This is a genomic window from Stenotrophomonas indicatrix, from assembly GCF_050573115.1.
In the GTDB taxonomy this organism is placed as follows: Bacteria; Pseudomonadota; Gammaproteobacteria; order Xanthomonadales; family Xanthomonadaceae; genus Stenotrophomonas; species Stenotrophomonas lactitubi_A.
In genome coordinates this window covers 338,352-355,417 of the sequence record NZ_JBNYZT010000001.1, presented here as the reverse complement: position 1 = coordinate 355,417, position 17,066 = coordinate 338,352, and the positions used below count along the sequence as shown (strand labels likewise).

General features: G+C 63.2%; 14 protein-coding genes. 9 read left to right on the top strand and 5 right to left on the bottom strand.

What is annotated here, in order from left to right:
- Nucleotides 1-91 precede the first annotated feature (91 nt).
- Both ACQ5SA_RS01570 and ACQ5SA_RS01565 read left to right on the top strand, forming a co-directional pair.
- Complete coding sequence (locus tag ACQ5SA_RS01570; RefSeq protein WP_499312207.1) at nucleotides 92-439, top strand: RcnB family protein; 348 nt, start codon at nucleotides 92-94, stop codon at nucleotides 437-439.
- A gap of 231 nt (nucleotides 440-670) precedes the next feature.
- A complete protein-coding gene (locus tag ACQ5SA_RS01565) occupies nucleotides 671-2,020 on the top strand; it encodes a chloride channel protein (protein WP_353100815.1) in 1,350 nt (449 codons plus the stop codon).
- 7 nt (nucleotides 2,021-2,027) lie between these two features.
- Here the strand turns inward: ACQ5SA_RS01565 and ACQ5SA_RS01560 are convergent, their stop codons facing one another.
- The gene (locus ACQ5SA_RS01560) at nucleotides 2,028-2,930 is read right to left on the bottom strand and encodes a LysR family transcriptional regulator (protein ID WP_353100817.1); all 903 of its coding nucleotides are present in this window, start codon (nucleotides 2,928-2,930) and stop codon (nucleotides 2,028-2,030) included.
- A 109-nt stretch (nucleotides 2,931-3,039) separates the two neighbouring features.
- Here ACQ5SA_RS01560 and ACQ5SA_RS01555 point away from each other — a divergent pair, with 109 nt between their 5' ends.
- The 5 genes from ACQ5SA_RS01555 (at nucleotide 3,040) to ACQ5SA_RS01535 (ending at nucleotide 8,480) form a co-directional block, all read left to right on the top strand.
- On the top strand, nucleotides 3,040-4,161 hold the full coding sequence (locus ACQ5SA_RS01555) for a 4-oxalomesaconate tautomerase (protein WP_499312205.1): 1,122 nt from the start codon (nucleotides 3,040-3,042) through the stop codon (nucleotides 4,159-4,161).
- A 75-nt stretch (nucleotides 4,162-4,236) separates the two neighbouring features.
- Nucleotides 4,237-5,298: an ABC transporter substrate-binding protein gene (locus ACQ5SA_RS01550; RefSeq protein WP_230109554.1), complete on the top strand. Its 1,062-nt coding sequence runs from the start codon at nucleotides 4,237-4,239 to the stop codon at nucleotides 5,296-5,298.
- Nucleotides 5,299-5,312: 14 nt separating this feature from the next.
- A complete protein-coding gene (locus ACQ5SA_RS01545) occupies nucleotides 5,313-6,146 on the top strand; it encodes an ABC transporter ATP-binding protein (protein WP_089235669.1) in 834 nt (277 codons plus the stop codon).
- A complete protein-coding gene (locus ACQ5SA_RS01540; RefSeq protein ID WP_089235668.1) occupies nucleotides 6,130-6,906 on the top strand; it encodes an ABC transporter permease in 777 nt (258 codons plus the stop codon). The genes ACQ5SA_RS01545 and ACQ5SA_RS01540 overlap by 17 nt, the downstream gene beginning before the upstream one ends.
- 134 nt (nucleotides 6,907-7,040) lie before the next feature.
- Entirely contained in the window at nucleotides 7,041-8,480 is a 1,440-nt protein-coding gene (locus tag ACQ5SA_RS01535; protein WP_499312203.1) for an OprO/OprP family phosphate-selective porin, read from the top strand.
- A 24-nt stretch (nucleotides 8,481-8,504) separates the two neighbouring features.
- Here the strand turns inward: ACQ5SA_RS01535 and ACQ5SA_RS01530 are convergent, their stop codons facing one another.
- Nucleotides 8,505-9,752, bottom strand: coding sequence for an arsenic transporter (locus ACQ5SA_RS01530; RefSeq protein WP_499312201.1), 1,248 nt, complete (start codon nucleotides 9,750-9,752; stop codon nucleotides 8,505-8,507).
- Between the two features lie 397 nt (nucleotides 9,753-10,149).
- Between ACQ5SA_RS01530 and ACQ5SA_RS01525 the strand changes: the two genes are divergently transcribed.
- Nucleotides 10,150-10,884, top strand: a complete 735-nt coding sequence (locus ACQ5SA_RS01525; RefSeq protein WP_499312199.1) for a BPL-N domain-containing protein — start codon at nucleotides 10,150-10,152, stop codon at nucleotides 10,882-10,884.
- Nucleotides 10,885-10,890: 6 nt separating this feature from the next.
- Here the strand turns inward: ACQ5SA_RS01525 and ACQ5SA_RS01520 are convergent, their stop codons facing one another.
- Both ACQ5SA_RS01520 and ACQ5SA_RS01515 read right to left on the bottom strand, forming a co-directional pair.
- The gene (locus ACQ5SA_RS01520) at nucleotides 10,891-11,391 is read right to left on the bottom strand and encodes a hypothetical protein (RefSeq protein ID WP_499312197.1); all 501 of its coding nucleotides are present in this window, start codon (nucleotides 11,389-11,391) and stop codon (nucleotides 10,891-10,893) included.
- 11 nt (nucleotides 11,392-11,402) lie between these two features.
- Nucleotides 11,403-11,759 (bottom strand): hypothetical protein, encoded by a 357-nt coding sequence (locus ACQ5SA_RS01515; protein ID WP_499312195.1) that lies wholly within the window; start codon nucleotides 11,757-11,759, stop codon nucleotides 11,403-11,405.
- Between the two features lie 647 nt (nucleotides 11,760-12,406).
- On the opposite strand from ACQ5SA_RS01515, the gene ACQ5SA_RS01510 reads away from it, so the two are divergent.
- Nucleotides 12,407-12,880, top strand: coding sequence for a hypothetical protein (locus tag ACQ5SA_RS01510; RefSeq protein ID WP_499313264.1), 474 nt, complete (start codon nucleotides 12,407-12,409; stop codon nucleotides 12,878-12,880).
- 24 nt (nucleotides 12,881-12,904) lie between these two features.
- On the opposite strand, the gene ACQ5SA_RS01505 is transcribed toward ACQ5SA_RS01510, so the two are convergent.
- Entirely contained in the window at nucleotides 12,905-16,723 is a 3,819-nt protein-coding gene (locus ACQ5SA_RS01505) for a YobI family P-loop NTPase (protein ID WP_499312194.1), read from the bottom strand.
- Nucleotides 16,724-17,066: the final 343 nt, after the last annotated feature.

Genomic DNA, 17,066 nt, shown 5'->3' with positions numbered 1-17,066 from the left:
GTTCCGTTCGAGCGCACGCATTCATTCACAGGCCCTGTTCTATATTCCGGGCCACAACGCCGCATACTGCGGCGGCACCGGGAGTCTCCCCATGAAAGCCGGACGTTTGCTTGGCCTTGCCCTGGGCGCCGCAGTGACCCTGGTTGCCGCCCCTGCCTGGGCCGATCCGCCGCATCATGCACGTGGCAACGGACCGCCGCCCCATGCAGGCGGCCCTCACAAGCGCGACGCACCACCGCCGGGCTGGCAGAAGAAAGTATGGCGCCGTGGTGACCGCCTGCCGTGGGCCGAGGTCGACCGGCGCTACTGGGTGGACGACTACGCGCATTACCGTCTGCGCGACCCCGGCCGCGGCCAGCGTTGGGTACGGCAGTCCGATACAGACTATCTGTTGGTGGAGATCGCCACCGGCGTGATCATCGACGCCTTGCGTCGCTAGAGATTGCGGCAGAGGGCCCCAGGAGTCGCGCAGCCGCTCCGGGGCCTTGGCTTATGACCATGGCGGCCGGGCAGGCCTGGGCAGAATCCGCCTCAGGAGCGGGTCGACTGCGTGTCTTCCTGCCTCCGGCAGCAGCGCCTGGGAAGCAGCCTGCCATTTCACCGGATGCAGCAGGACCAACCGCCACACTCGCCACTTCCTTGGAGCCACCGGCGCTCGCAGAATCGCCCGATGTTCGATCTTCAACGTCTCCGCACCCGTATTTCAGCGATGGTGCTGACCGAAGGATGGCGCCGGCGCGCGGCATTGTGGAGCGGGGCGGTGGCGGTGGCGCTGGTTGCCATCGTGTTCGCCAAGGCCAGTGATGCCGCCTTCCATGTCTTCCAGCGTGTCATTGCCCATTCCCCCTGGTGGGCGTTGCTGCTCACGCCGGGCATCTTCGCGCTGCTGGCCTGGCTGACCGCCGGTGCGCTCAGGCCCACCCGTGGCAGCGGCATTCCGCAGGTCATCGCATCGCTGGAACAGCCGGACCCGGAATTCCGGCAGGTCAACCTCTCGCCTGCGGTTTCGGCGGGCAAACTGCTGCTGACCTCGCTGTCCCTGCTTGGCGGCGCATCGGTTGGCCGCGAAGGCCCCACCGTGCACGTCGGTGCCAGCCTGATGTACCTGTTCGGGCGCTGGTTCGGGTTCAAGGATCCCCGCGAGCTGTCGCACTTCCTGCTGGCAGGGGGCGCGGCCGGCATCGCTGCGGCCTTCAATACGCCGTTGGCGGGCATCGTGTTCGCCATCGAAGAGTTGAGCGGGCGCTTTGAGCACCGCTTCTCGGGCACCCTGCTCACGGCGGTCATCGTGGGCGGCGTGGTGTCCCTCGGCCTGCTGGGCAACTACACCTACTTCGGCCACGTCTCGGCGCTGCTGCCCCTGGGCCAGGCGTGGGGCGCCATTGTGCTGTGCGGCGTGGTCGCCGGCCTGCTGGGCGGACTGTTCGCCCGGGTGGTACTGCTGACCATGTCCGGTCATCCGCGCTGGTTGGGCAGGCTCAAGCGGGACCATCCGGTGCTACTGGCCGCGGCCTGTGGCTTGATCGTGGTGGTACTGGCGCTGATCTTCGGCGACGGCGCGTTCGGTACCGGCTATGAGCAGGCGCGCAGTCTCGTGCAGGGCCAGGCCATCGTCGGCCACGAGTTCGGGCTGATGAAGCTGCTCGCCAACCTGGCGTCCTACGTGGCGGGCATCCCCGGCGGTCTGTTCTCACCCGCCTTGGCGGTGGGGGCCGGGCTGGGGCACAACCTGGCGGTGCTGATGCCGGCGGTGGACCCGAAGGCGTTCGTGCTGCTGGGCATGTGCGCCTACCTGACAGGCGTAACCCAGGCGCCACTGACCTCGGCGGTGATCTCGCTGGAACTGACCGACAGCGGCGATCTGCTGCTGCCGATCCTGGCCACCGTACTGATTGCCCGGGGCGTGTCCGGCATGGTCTGCCGGGTGCCGATCTACCGCGGGCTGGCCGAACAGCTGCTGGCCAGCAGCGCAGTTGATGGCGGCCAGAAAGTCACAGCTGCACCACGCCCTGCGGACTAAGCCGCGCTCAGGTCTGCGCGCGCCACTGGCTCATCAGCATCTGCAGGAACCGCTCTGCGGTGGGCGAGAGCAGGGCACCGCGACGGCGCACGATACCGATGGTGCGCGACACCACCGGGTTGCCGATCGAACGCGTCACCAGCGTCGGATGATCGCCATCAGGGGTCGCCATTTTCGGCAGCACCGATACCCCGATGCCGGCCTCGACCATGCCCAGTGACGTGGACAGGTGGGTCACTTCGTAATGCCAGCTCAGCTTGAGGTTCTCGCGCGCCAATGCGCCGTCCAGCAGCGTGCGATTGCCACTGGTGCGATGCACGGTGATCAGCTGGTGCCCGGCCAGATCGGCCCATTCCACCGTGCGCTTGCGGGCCAGCGGATGATCGCGCCGGCACGCCAGCACGAATGGGTCCTCGGCCAGCACGTCGAAATCGAGATTGGGGTCGTTGGCGCCCATGAAGTTGATGCCGAACTCGACCTCGCCGCGCTCCACCGCCTGCAGGCCCTCGGTGGCCGGGATATCGAGGATGCGGAAGCGCACGTTCGGATGCGCCTCGTGGAAGCGCGCCATCACGCTGGGCAGGAAATAGAACGCCGCCGTAGGCAGGCAAGCGATGGTCACGGTAGCGCCGCGGGTGTCTTCGCGGCCGCGCAGTGAGAACAGCGATCCATCGAACTCTTCCAGCATGCGCCGCACCAGCGGCAGCAGGTTCTCGCCCACGGCCGTGGTGCTGACGCTGCGCGTGGTGCGCTCCAGCAGCGGCGAGCCCACCGCCTGTTCAAGCTTCTGGATGCGTCGGCTCAATGCCGGCTGGGAGACATGCAGGATCTCGGCAGCGCGATGGAAGCTGCGTGTTTCCGACACCAGCAGGAACGCGCGCAGATCCAGAATTTCGCAATTGATGCTCATCAGGTATCAATCATCCAAAAATCAGCAATTCACAGATCAATTGAGGTCATGCCAGTATCGAATCACAGAGGGGTCATTCATCCCCTATACGCATCAATCTATCACACGTATGTCCAACGATCTGCTCAGCATTCCCTGCGTATTGATGCGCGGCGGCACCTCCAAGGGACCGTTCTTCCTGGCCAGCGATCTGCCGGCCGATCCCGCCGAGCGTGATCGCCTGCTGCTGGAGGTGATGGGTTCGGGCCACCCGCTGCAGATCGACGGCATCGGCGGCGGCAACTCACTGACCAGCAAGGTGGCCATCATCGACCGCTCCTGCCGGCCCGATGCCGACGTGGACTATCTGTTCGCCCAGGTGCGGGTGGAGCAGCAGGTGGTCGATACCTCACCCAACTGCGGCAACATGCTGGCGGCAGTGGGCCCGTATGCGATCGAGCGCGGGCTGGTGCAGGCACAGGACCCGCAGACCGAAGTGCGCGTGCACAACGTCAACACCGGCAAGCTGATCATCGCCACGGTGGAAACGCCGGGCGGCAACGTGGTCTACCGGGGTGATACGCGCATTGCCGGCGCACCGGGCTCGGCCTCTCCGGTCCGGCTGTCCTTCCTGGATGCGGCCGGCGCACGCACCGGCAAGCTGCTGCCCAGCGGCCATGCCCGGGAAACCATCGACGGCGTGCCGGTCAGCCTGGTCGACTGCGCGATGCCGCTGATGCTGGTGCAGGCCGAAGACCTGGGCATACGCGGCGATGCCTCGCCTGCCGAACTGAATGCGGACGCTGCGTTCATGGCACGGCTGGAGGCGCTGCGTATCGAAGCCGGCGCCCGCATGGGCATCGCCGACGCCGGCACCAAGGTCATTCCCAAGCCGGTGCTGCTGTCCGCACCACAACACGGCGGGCAGCTGCAGGTGCGCTATTTCATGCCGCACCAGTGCCACACCGCGCTGGCCATTACCGGTGCGGTGGGCATCGCGACCGCCGCCGTCACCCCGGGCACGCTGGCCCACACTTTGGTCGGGTGCCTGCCGCTGCCCGGCAGCATTACCCTCGAACATCCGAGTGGGGCCCTGGAGGTGGGCCTCAGTCGCAGCTCGGACGATGCGCCGGTGGTCGCCAGCGTGGTGCGCACCGCACGTCGTCTGTTTGAAGGTCGCGTGTTCGCCACGTCGCCCGCGCCCGCCAGGGCCAGTGCTACCCAAGCCCGCCAATGGACGTCAGCGGCATGATCTGAAACCGGCCGGGCCGGCACAGCGGTGCTTGCCCGCCACCACAACGTAGATGCTTCACTCCTGGGAGGGATGATGTACAAGCAGTTCTTCATGGCCGCGCTGTGCGCGGTCGGCCTGGCCGCGGCCGGATGCAGCAAGCCGGACGCCACTGCCGCCGGCGGTGCCGCGCGCGGCGGCGACAATGCCCCGGTGCGCATCAGCGTCGGTTCCTACAACCTCAACAACCTGCCGTTCTTCATCGCCGACGCCAAGGGCTACTTCAAGGACGTCGGCCTGGAAGTGAAGACCGAGAACTTCGCCCAGGGTGGCTCCAAGGTGCTGCAGGCGCTGGTTGCCAACTCCACCGACGTGGCCGTCGGCTTCTACGACCACACCATCCAGATGCAGGCCAAGGGCAAGGACGTGGTCGCCTTCGTGCTGCTCTCGCGCAATTCCGGCCTGGTGATGGCCGGCCGCGAAGACGCCACGTTCGATCCGGCGCGCCCGCAGACCATCAAGGGCCAGAAGGTCGGCATCACCGCACCGGGCTCCTCGTCGGACTTCTTCGTGCGGCATTTCCTGGCCCAGCATGACATCCCGGTCGACAGCATCTCGCTGATCGGCGTGGGTTCCGGTGCCGCTGCAGTCGCCGCGCTGGAGCAGGGCAAGATCGACCTGCTGGTGAACTACGATCCTGCCGCCACCCTGATCACCGAACGCAAGGTCGGCAAGATCATCCTCGACGCACGCAGTGATGACGGCGCCCGCCAGGTCTATGGCGGCCTGTACCCGACCTCGGTGATGTACGCCAACCAGAGCTTCCTGGACAAGCGCCCGGAAGCGGCCGAAAAGATCGCCCGTGCCGAGCAGATGGCGCTGAAGTTCATCGCCGACAACAGCGCCGAGGACATCGTCGCGGCCCTGCCTGACAGCTATGTCTCCGGCGACCGCGCCACCTATGCCCGCGCCGTGGAGAACGCCCGCGCGATCTTCACCACCGATGGCCACTTCACCGCGGCCGATCTGGAAACGCCGCTGAAGGTGCTGCGCGAATTCAACACGGACGTTGCCAAGGCCAACATCGATCTGTCCAGGACCTACACCAATGCCTTCGTCGAGCGTGCCCACGCTGCGGCGCCGGCAGCCCAACGTTAAGCGGAGGTAACCCCATGGCCCTCAATGCCACCGTGCGCCAGCTCAACGGCGCGCCGCAGCTGGAGCCTGCACAGACCATGGTCGCCATCAACAAGGTGACCATGTCCTTCGGCGAATTCACCGCCGTGCGCGATGTCGACATCCAGGTGGGCGACGGCGAGTTCCTTGCCATCGTCGGCCCCACCGGCTGCGGCAAGAGCACCATCCTCAATTCCGTGGCGGGTCTGCTGACGCCGTCGTCCGGCGATGTCGCCATCGATGGCCGCAAGGTCAGCGGCGTGCAGGAATCGGTCGGCTATCTGTTCCAGCAGGATGCGCTGCTGCCGTGGAAGACCGCCTACCAGAACGTCGAACTGGGTCTGCGCTTCCGTGGCGTGCCTGAAGCCGAGCGCAAGGCCAAAGCCAATGCCTGGCTGGCCAAGGTCGGCCTGACGGGCTTCGAGCACCGCTACCCGCACCAGCTGTCCGGCGGCCAGCGCAAGCGCGTGCAGATGGCGCAGGCGCTGATCGTCGAGCCGAAGGTGATCCTGATGGACGAGCCGTTCTCGGCGCTGGACATCCATACCCGCCACCTGATGCAGAACGAACTGCTGCGGCTGTGGCAGGAGGATCGCCGCTCGGTGATCCTCATCACCCACGATCTGGAAGAGGCGATCGCGCTGGGTGACCGCGTGGTGGTGCTGTCCTCCGGCCCGGCCAGCCGCGTCGTGCGCAGCTTCGACGTGAACCTGGAGCGGCCGCGCAACGTAGCCGAAATCAAGCTGGACGAACGATTCACCGACCTGTACCGCGACATCTGGGCCTGCCTGCGCGGCGAAGTGGAGAAGAGCTATGCACGCCAAGACTGACAAATTCATCCAGTTGGCCCTGGTGGTCGCCGTGTTCGGCGGCTGGGAAGGCGGCATCGCGCTGGGCGTGATCGATCCGTTCTTCTTCCCCTCGCCAACGGCGATCGTGCAGCAGGCCTGGACCTGGCTGTCCGATACATCGTTCTACCAGCACGTCTACATCACCCTGACCGAAACCGCGCTGGGCTACATCATCGGCACCGGGCTGGGCGTGGCCGGTGGCGTGTGGCTCGGCCTGAGCCGCCGTTCGGCACGCATCCTCGATCCCTTCATCAAGGGCTTCAATGCGATTCCGCGCGTGGTGCTGGCGCCGATCTTCGTGTTGTGGCTGGGCCTGGGGCTGTGGTCGAAGGTGGCGCTGGCGGTCACGCTGGTGTTCTTCACCACCTTCTTCAACGCCATGCAGGGCGTGCGCGAAGTGAACCCGGTGGTGCTGGCCAATGCCCGCATCCTCGGCGCAGGCCGCAGCGACCTGCTGCGTCACGTGTACTTCCCGGCTGCGGCCAGCTGGATCCTGTCCTCGCTGCGCACCTCGGTCGGTTTCGCCGTGGTCGGCGCGATCATCGGCGAGTACCTGGGTGCCTCGGCAGGGCTGGGCTACCTGATCGCCCAGGCCGAAGGCAACTTCAATGCCGTGGGCGTGTTTGCCGGCATCATCATCCTGGCCGCCTTCGTGCTGGTCATCGACGCCATGCTGGATGTGGTCGAGAACAAACTGATCACCTGGCGCCCGAACGCGCAGACGCAGGCCACCAGCTGAGCGCGGCCGCTTGAGCCCGCTTGCCGCGCCGCCGGGCTGATCCGGCGGCGCGCGCCTCCTTCCCCGATCTTCCCCCGCACCACCGCAACAGGCCAGCGCCAGGCCAGGGGGCCGGCTGGCCGGAGAGAGAGACCATGAACCATTCCACCGTGCTGCTGCCGGCAGCGCTGTCGATCGCGCTTGGCCTGCTGTTGGCCACTGGCCATGCCGGCGCCCAGTCCACGTCATCACCGCCTGCGCCACTGAGCCAGGCCCAGCTCTCGCAACTGGTGCAGCAGCAGGCCGTGCAGATCCAGCAGCTGGAGGCGCGCCTGCGCGCTGTCGAGGGTGGGCAGGGCACTGCAGCCCAGTCACCGACAACGGCAACGCCCGCACCCGCGCTGGAAACCCGGGTTGCCGCGCTGGAATCGGGCCAGTCCAAACAGCCCAAAGTGTCCTGGTCGAAGGGGGCGCCGGAGTTCAGCAGCGCCGACGGCAGTGTCACCTTCCGGCCGCGCGGGCGTCTGTTTGTTGATGCCTCCAGTACCGACGGTTCCGCGGTGAACGACCGCAACCTGTCCGGCACCGAAATCCGTTCGGTGCGCCTGGGCGCCGAAGGACGTTACGGCATCCTCGGCTGGGCCGTCGAAGGCGATTTCGCCGACAACGTCGTGGCCTGGAAATCGGTCTATGCCACCGTCGATCACCGCCTGTTCGGACTGCCTGCCGACCTCACCGTCGGCAACCGCCTGAACGATCGCGGCATCGACGGCTCCAGCAGCACCTCCAACACACCCTTCCAGGACCGCAACGTGGTGGGCACCTTGATGCTGCCGCAGCGCGGGCTGTTCGGTGTCGGCCTTGCCGAGCGCGTGTACGGCAAGGGCTGGCACGCCAGCCTCTCGGTGGCAGGCAATGACCTCAACAACGCCGGCACCGACAACGACAGCCAGACCTGGGCCACGCGCGTGCACTGGAATCCCATCGAGAGCTCCACCGCGACGGTGCATCTGGGCGCATGGGCCTTCCACGAGGAGATCGCCGCCGGCGCCAGCAGCGTGGTGCGCAGCTCGGCCATCACCGGGCACTTCAACGATCTGGTCAAGATCACCCCGGGCGCGCTGCTGGGCGCTGAGCGCAGCACCGCCTATGGCGCGGAGCTGGCGGGCTTCTTCGGCCCGGCCTGGGCGACCGGCGAATGGGGCACCCGCAACCTGCGCGGCGCCGATGCCAGCGGTCGCTACGACCTTGACCATCAGGCCTGGGCCGTCTCGGCCGGCTGGTTCCTGGCTGGTGCCACGCCAGCCTATTCGGGCAAGGCCGGCACCTGGGGCCGGGTGAAGGTGGCCGACCCGGTCACGCGCGGCGGCAGGGGCGCGTGGGAGCTGAAGGCACGCTATGAAGACGTGGATTACGCCGAACTGCCCAGCGGCGGTACCGGCCATGCCTGGACGCTAGGCACGAACTGGTACCTCAACGATTTCAGTCGCGTGATGTTCGAGGCCATCCGCTGGCAGACGAACAACCGCAGCGGCACCGGGCCGGGGAAGGACGAAGGCACCACCTTCAACACCCGCCTGCAGGTGGCGTTCTAGGCCAGCACTGCGCCCGCGCCCTGATCAGAGCAGCAGCAACGCCCCGATCAGCGCGGGTGGCATCACCAACGCGCCGACCCGCAGGAAGTCGAGCGCGCTGACATGCTCGCCTTCGCGGCGCAGCGCCACCAGCCACAGCATGGTGGCCAGCGAGCCGGTCACCGACAGGTTCGGGCCCAGGTCCACGCCGATCAGCAACGCCGCACGCGTCTGCGCCGGCAGCTCGGCCATCTGCCCCAGCGAGCCGGCAGCCAGGCCGACCGGCAGATTGTTGGCTATGTTGCTGAGCAGTGCGGCTGCGGCGCCGGCCATCCAGCCTGCCTGGTGCGGCGAGGTCTGTGCCAGCGTCTGCAGGGCGCTGGCCGCCGTCTGGATGACACCGGTCTGCGCCACCGCTTCAACCAGCACGAACAGGCCGGCCACCAGCGGCAGCACGCCCCACGACACGTGACGCAACAGCGGCAGCGGGCCGCGGCGCTGGCGGATCGCCACCACCGCTACGCTCAATGCACCCGCACAGAAGGTGGCCAGGCCCAGCGGGCCATTCAGTGCGGAGGTCACCAGCAGCACCGTGCCGGTGAACAACACGCCCAACGCACTCAGCCGGCCACCCTCGGTAAGCGGGCGGTGCGCGGGTGCGGCGGCCAAGGGCTGCGCGATCTCGCGGCGATGCACCCAGCGCAGCACCAGATAGGTGGCGCCGATGGCAGCCAACGAAGGCAGCGCGAACTGCGCCAGCCACTGCAGCAGCGAGGGCATGTGGCTGCCATACACCACCAGGTTGGCCGGATTGGAAATGGGCAGCACGAAGCTGGCCGCGTTGGCGATGAACGCGCAGACGAACAGATAGGGCAGGGGATTGGCGCGGGCCGCCTTGCATGCCGCATAGACGGCGGGCGTCAGCACCACCGCCGTGGCATCGTTGGACAGGAACACCGTCACCACCGTGCCAACCAGGAACACCAGATCAAACAAGCGCCGCCCCGAACCGCCGGCATGCCGCACCGCATACAGCGCCAGCCAGTCGAACAGACCCTCGCGCCGTGCCAGCTCGGCCAGCACCATCATGCCGATCAGGAACAAGTACACATCCCGCCCTTCGGCTACCGCGTGCCAGGTCGTGCCGAGCGACACCGCCCCGAGCAGCGGCAGCAGCGCGGCCGCGCCCAGCGCCCACACGTATTCCGGAATACGGAACGGCCGGAACAGCAGGCCGACGGTGGCAACGGCCACGGCCGCCCAGATGATGAGGGGGGAATAGGAAGCGAGCATGGAGTAGGTGGGGTCTCAACTGCACCGGCGCGTAGCCAACAGCAACGCGCGCGCTGCACCGCGGCAAGTGCGAGAAAGCCGGCATCATACCCGGTAGATGGTTCATGCCATTCACGCGTGACGCGTCACGGTAATCCCGATCCCCGTACCCCACAATGCAACGGGTAGTGCCGGCCGCTGGCCGGCAAAACGCCACCCCAATCCAGTCCCGCCCACGATGTGGTGCCCGCCACAAACCCCAGCGGGGCAGAGGGCGCAATGGACATGCTCCCGCATCACCTCTGCCCATTGGATTCAGAGCAAATTCACGCGCAGTCCAGCGTAATCCGGCCACCCGCCACCGCTCTCAACCACCATCCTATGCAGACGTTTTCAGTGAACCAGCGGAGATCTTTCGGTGGCTAAATTCCTGCGGACAGGCGCCCTCCTGGCAGCGCTGCTACTGATCTCGGGCGCGGCCATATCCTCGACGCCTCCTCGTATCGCAGTCTATCGTGGCGAGGCGGGATGCGATGACTGCTCAGAGACCGTTCGACGCTCGATCGAAGCATCGGGAAAGTACCAAGTGGAGTACGTCGGGCCGGATGAGCCGCTGGACGTTACCCCTGAAAACCTGAAGCGTTTCGACCTCTACATCCAGCCTGGCGGAGGCCAGAACATCCCGGCTGCGCTTCGAGCTTTGGGCGGGCAGCGTTCAAACGCCATCAGGGCGTACGTCGATCAAGGCGGTCACTACCTTGGCCTATGTATGGGCGCGTATTTGGCGGACGCGAACAACCTGGGCTTGATTGACGAAGAACTGGACAGTGCCGTCGGCCGTCCCGGCTTCCCGGTGCATTCGATTGACGACGCCGCCGTTGCCGTGGAGTGGCTTGGGCATCAGGATCAGATGTTCTTCCAGGACGGGCCCTATTTCCCTGCATCCCCCTCAGCTGGGTTCAAGGCGCTTGGGCACTATGAAAATGGCGACATTAGCGCCGCCGCGTACCGATACGGCTCGGGAAAAGTTGTTCTGACTGGCCCGCACCCGGAGGCTGGCAGAGCGTGGTTTGAGCAAGCCGAAATCCCAGTGAGCCGAATGCCAACATCTGACGTTATGGGGAGCGTGCTAGCCGAGGCCCTGGCGCGATAGCGCTCGTCACTCACAACGCTCTTCCTCAGGCACGCCGCCAGCGACCATCAGCAGCAATCGATCCTGCACGGTTGGCTCCTGCACGCCCGCCAGGAACTGCTCCAGATAGCTCAATGGCTGCAGTGGCCACTCCAGCGTGGCCTGCAGGTAGAAGATCGCCGGCGCCCGTCGTTCGGCCCCAAGTGGCAGGCTGATCAACAGAAGGGACTGCTGCCTCTCCACGTACAGAACGGGCACACCCTTGCACTGAATCTGGAAGGAAGACGCTGCGTTCGGCCCATCCAGGAACTCGAAACCATCCCGTGCGCGCGCCTCTGCGAATCGGAGTGCGTGGCGGCGTAGCGTCGAGAACATCTCATCGGATACGCCCCGGTACGCGAGGATCTCTGGCTCTTCAGGCTCTGGCCAATGAATCAGAGCTGCAACGACCAGCGCCAGAAAAAGCACCCACATCATCCCGTGGTGCACCTTTATCTGCGGAGGGCGCACAACGAGCGTGCACTTCACCAGGGCAGCCTTCAGCCTTCCGGCTGCAGCCGTTCGCTTGCGTGGGCTGCGAGCCCCATACCGGCCATGATCAGCCCCTCCATCACCCGGTCGCCGACGTACTGGTCCGGCTCGCCGTTCTGGCGGGTGCGTTCCGCCGCCAGCAGCACTTCCAGCACCACCCGCAGACCCGTCAGCGAGCAGTCGGTGTCCGCCAGCGCCATCTGCCGGCCACGCAGCTGATGGCGCTCTGGCCACGGCTGGCCGTTGGCGGCAACGCCCGAGCCGATGCTGTGCAGCAGCGCGATGAGGGTGTTGGGATCCACGGCGGGCTCGGCCGAGGGCGCCTCGTTGATAGGCTGTGGGGCAGGGGAGTAAGACGTGGTCATGGCAGGGCTCCTTGCGTGCAGGCAGAAGCCGCCACCGATAAAGGTGGCGGACGGTGCATGGTTCGAAACCCCGTGTGTGGATGACCGGGCAGGCGCAAGGCCTCCACGCACCGCCCGCCATAGCCGGCAGACGGATTGCCAGCCGACACCGCGCGGGGCGGTGCCGGCTGGCAAGCGCAAACTACATCCACACAATCGGGGTTTCGAATCCCGGCCACCGATGCTCGGTGGCATGGCAAGGAATACGCCCGGTTGTGTGCGATGCCAATACAGTAAGGGCAATGCCGTCACCGTTTTCGACGTTTTCAGAATTGTTGCATGGCAGGGAAGGGCGCTAGAGGCTTGGCCTGCAAGGGCTGTCGACTATTGCCATTTACTGGGGACGTCGTTGCTGCCGCCCATCTTACGGTCCCGCGGGCGGGGCAGATGCGACAACTGGTCAGCAGAGTCGGGGCCCGTTAGAAGCTCTTTTGTCGTCGCCTTAGCTCGATCCAGCTAGACGGTATTGGACCCCACCACAGAGCTAGGCGATACGATCGCTTGTTAGCCGCACCCGATCGCCCTAAGATCGAGCTGAAATACAGAGTCATTCAACAGATAGTCAGGGGTCTATGGGAACTTCAGACGCAATTGCGGCCTTGGCGTTGATGGTCAGCCTTGCTTCTGCCTACATCAGTTTTAGGGCTTTCAAGCACTCTGTTAGTGTTCACGATCTGGAGTCAAGCTTGGCCTTTGATCGCGACAGATCCGAATTACTAGTGCAGGTCGAGCAAAGTCGCAAATTATTCTCTGCTGCAAGGCGAGAGATTGAGCAAACTCAGTTTGTTCTTTCGCAAGAGCCAGAGCAGATCCGGCTAGCATTAAACTGCTACGACAGTCTGTTCACAGAGTTCCTTCCAAAGCTTATCGGTGCTGAAAGGCAGGCATCCTTGCTATGGGAAGAGATCTTCAACTGGCGAGACAAGGCAGGGCGGAGCGCGTTCGTCCATCATACCCCACGATTTCGCTCGCTAATTGAAGATGATCGCGTGGTTCGCGATTCAGCCTTGTTCTGCAACAGCGAGGTTCGGGCTCAGCTTGCAAAAGCGCAAGACATGTATCGGAAGGGACAGTTAGCATAGCCTCCTCAGCAGCCAGCGCAGCTACTAGCGCCGCTTCTTGAAAACGATGAGCCGTCCCTTCTTCGGGTTCCAAGTGCTAACGATTCCTCGAATCTTGAGGTGCGTAAGCAGGGCAACATGGGCCGGATCATCCGGCACGCTAGGATTGTCTCGACCAGGCTTGGCTAATTTTCGGTAAGGATCACGCATGCCAACAAGTATCGCCTTCAGTTGATCTTCCGCGATGCTATCCAAGTGATCCCCAAGCAAGTGAACCATTAGGGTCGGAGACACTCCGGCCTGGGCGAACTTGATCATTAGCTCTAAAGGAAGTTCCCACCCATCCGTTGCAGCATACCGAGCGATCTCCACCATCGCTGGCAGGCTTGTTCCCTCAGCATACGTAACAGAATTCTCCATTACCGCATGCTTTACAGTCACGTCGACCAAGGCGCTTGCCATCAGCTTGGGCAGGTCAGGTCCAACCAAGGCCGGGCTCATATACTGCACAAAGCCATTCGACACTGATATGACGCGCTCCCGGGTGTCCCACGAAGCGGCTCTCAGATGCTCATACGTCGCAGCCTCGTCCTTAATGATCTTGTTCTTTACAAGGAGCGGGAACAGGTCCCCATCCTCAACCGGCACATCTTCTGCGGCGAACACTACGTCAAGCTTCCGTACGATCAAGGCGCGCAGCTTGGCTGCAAGCGTAGCTTTGGCCTGAAGCACTGCCATGGCCGCCCTGGACTTCTGCTCCGACCCCGAATCGCTCTCCACTCTGATGCCACGCTCGCGCTTCAGCACCGCAGCCAAACCCTCATCAACCTTACCGTAGTGATCAAGATAGGCAATAACATTGCGAAGGGACGCAGGAAATCTTCGTTGGGCGGCCAATACAGGGTACACGGGGGGTGGTGCATTGCTTAAGTCATCCACGACACACTCGGTAGAAGAGTGCTCTACGAGCGTGGCAATCAGCGGCATGGGCCGCTGACGGACATCCTGAAGGATCTGAGTGAATCGTTCGACAGATCGAATGGACCGCTCTTTTGGCTCCAGCAACTGGACATAAACTGGAAGATTGGCGACAAGATAGTTGTACACATAGATGCGCTTGCCGAGCAGAACATCCAGTGCGATATCTAAATCTCCGTCATTGATGCGCGCAAGGTTATCCCGGCTGATGGCATAGAGGTTGCGTGACGCAAGCTCTTGGACCAATGCGCGAGGCAGCGGGGTCAGATCAACAAGCTTCAACTGGGCTTTCGCGAAAAGCCATGCGACCCTTGCGGCAACATCCTGAACTTGTACTTTCTCGCTCAATAGGTCGGGGAGCTTGGAGTAGTTCTCGGCCAGATAATGGCGGACGGGCAGATCAGTCTTGTAGTCAACGCCAGCCTTCAACGAAGCCAGGGCAATCCCGACCAGCTCTCTCTGCAGAGTATCGGTGATCGGGTCAAGCGCGACCAACCATGTGAGAACACTAGGCGTTAGAGGCGCTAGCTGTCGGATGAGTTCGCCGCTGAACTCACCGCCACTCACATAAGCTCTCACGAAGGCGAGCTGAGCCTCTCCACCTTCAGCAATGGACTCGATCATGACCTTCGCGAGGCTTGCGCGAGCCTTGTCACGCAGGAGGTAATCAAGAAGTCGTATGTTGTAAAGCGCAGAATCGGCTAGGGAACCCGCACCGACTTCGAGGATGACAGCCTTCGCGTCCTCTTCCTCCAGCTGGAAATTGATATCTGCCTCTGCTCGCTGAAAATGATGAACAACGAAGTTCATCGCGGCAGATGTGGTGCGAGTTCCGTGGAAAATTGCGGTACAGAGCGCGAAGTTGCGATTGATGTGACCCGCACGCACCAGCTCAAAGGCAAGCCGAGAGGGGAGCACCTTACGCACCAACTCACGCAGGTCACCGACACCGAGGCGCGGCCATAGATCACGGCGCGCTATCAGCTCATGGATATCCGCGCGCCGAAGGAATCCCGCAACGTCCCCCAGCGCGGACAGGGATGCCACAACGGAGTCGCGATCGCTCTTGTCCCACTCGTCTTTAGAAAAGGGGCCGATGGCTGCCTGAAGGTTTTCACGTTGAAACGATAGAGTGGCAATGTGACTTTGACGGAAATACAGCTGCGCCTGGATCAAAGTGTCGTCTGTAGCCTCGATGAAATCGCGCCAGAACGAAGCGCCTTGGACGTCCTCGTCCGAAACAGAGCTCCCGCCTCTAAGCAGCAAAATGCGATCAAAGGCGTACTCGCTCGCCTTGGCGACCTGCTGGACAAACGCCGAGAGCTTCGTTCCTAAGACTTTGCTCCGCCCCTCAATCCCATCGATGGTGGAGAAGCGCTCAGACAGGCTCGCCGATTCAATCGCTACCGACCGCAATCCATCGCCCGACAACTTTCGTCCAACCCTGTAGAGTGCATCAAGGCGACTCGCTCCAAGACGGATGGCTTCGAAGTCAGATAGGTGCGTGCTCTTGTAGAGCATCATTGCAAACAGCTCGCTTTCAGATATAAGAAGGCGCTTTCCGTCCCCTGATCGAATCCGCTCGCGGAACAAGATGAACTCGTTACGGACGTTCTTGAGTAGGCGCATGTCTGGCACGTAGCGACTGACCAGATCGATTAGCTCAGGGCTGATTTCAAAGTCGTTGGAGCCGAAGAGCCGGATAGCAACGTTCTTGGCGTTGTAATGAGTTATGAACGGAACAACAGGAATGACCAAGTCAAAGAACTTGGTCCTGTTCGCACGACTGCTCTCCAGATGCGACTCTGCAGCGTCATCGCCATCCAGTCCAATAAGTCCGTTGACCTCCTGTATCCAGTGCGTCGGCGGCTTCTGTTCACCGGGCGAGCCCTTATCGGGATTCGTGCCGTCGGTAAAATGCGTCGCTTTGACGGGCTCCGCCTCGGCGTCCGCGCCCAGCTTCTCAAAGATGCTGTCCTTCATTGCATAGATGAAGCGCACTGGGCTGTTGCGACGAGCATTGAGCAAGGTATTCAGAGCTCTCAGTGTCTCAAATATGTGCGTATCGTCGAACCGGTCGATGTCCTCAAAGACAACGATGTTCCTCCCGGACACGTCGAAGAAGTAGAAGATCTCGTCAAGGTACTGGTCGAAGTAAGTCGGATTGTGCTTATCCAACGTAACAGTTGCCGGTCCCGCCGAAAGCTGTTTTACCGTCAACCTGCCGTAGGTAAGCCACCTGAATGAAAAGGCGAAAACTGCCGACGCGGCGAACACATTGAGATGGGCCCATTGGGACGAGCCACTCCAGCTGAGTGCGTCGGCAAGCTTGTCTGACCACCCCAGAAGCATAAATCCAACTGAGACCGCGACACCTATCAGGCACGCGGCAGCGACCTCCCAGGACGTGTCGAAGTGCTCGATTCGCTTGAATCTGGAGGCTGGCGTCTTCCGCGGATCTTCCCGATAGAGAAGCTGCTTGACGATCTCGCGCTGAATTCGATTGGTAACACTATTGGATACATCTGCAGGATCCAGTCCTGGAGCCGCAGGCGAAAGTGCTGAAAGGGAGATCTCCACGACCTTGTCAGGCGCTTGCTGCACTATACGCTTGAGAATACTGCTCTTGCCGACGCCATAGTTGCCAGAAAGGGCAATATTGCGCACGCTCTGGTTGCCGAGCGCATGCTGAATCTCTCTGAAGTACACCCCGTGGTCAGCTTCCTCGTATTCTGGGGTAAGAGGCAACAACCCCAAGGGAGGGGGCTCCTCCGGATACTCGTGCTCTTCCTTCCCAGTAGCGGCTTCTACGAATACAGCATCTGAGCTGAGGGAGGGGATCGACGCATCCTGAAATCCGTCCTCAGGCGAGTTTTGGCCGTTCATGACTTCCTGTCCAAGTGCCTCATGCGATATGCCAAGCGTAGCGCAGGCCGAGGCGTGGAAACAGTGGTCGGCCGGGGGCTCGGCCTTCGGTGCCGCACTCCCGTTGGACGCCCTGCGATCTTCACCAGCCCTCACTCCATCAGGTTCCCGGATTATGTCCGGCGTGCCATTACCTAACCGGACAATTGGATCTCCAATGACACAAACGAGGCCATTGAGCAGATGGAGATTTCGCATTGCTGCCAAGCGACGCCACCCACTGCAACGGAAGCGTGAGCATCGCTATGGATCGGGCGTTCGCTCGCCAGCGGCAGGGCTGAGGCGATAAGCTTCCCGCAGCTTT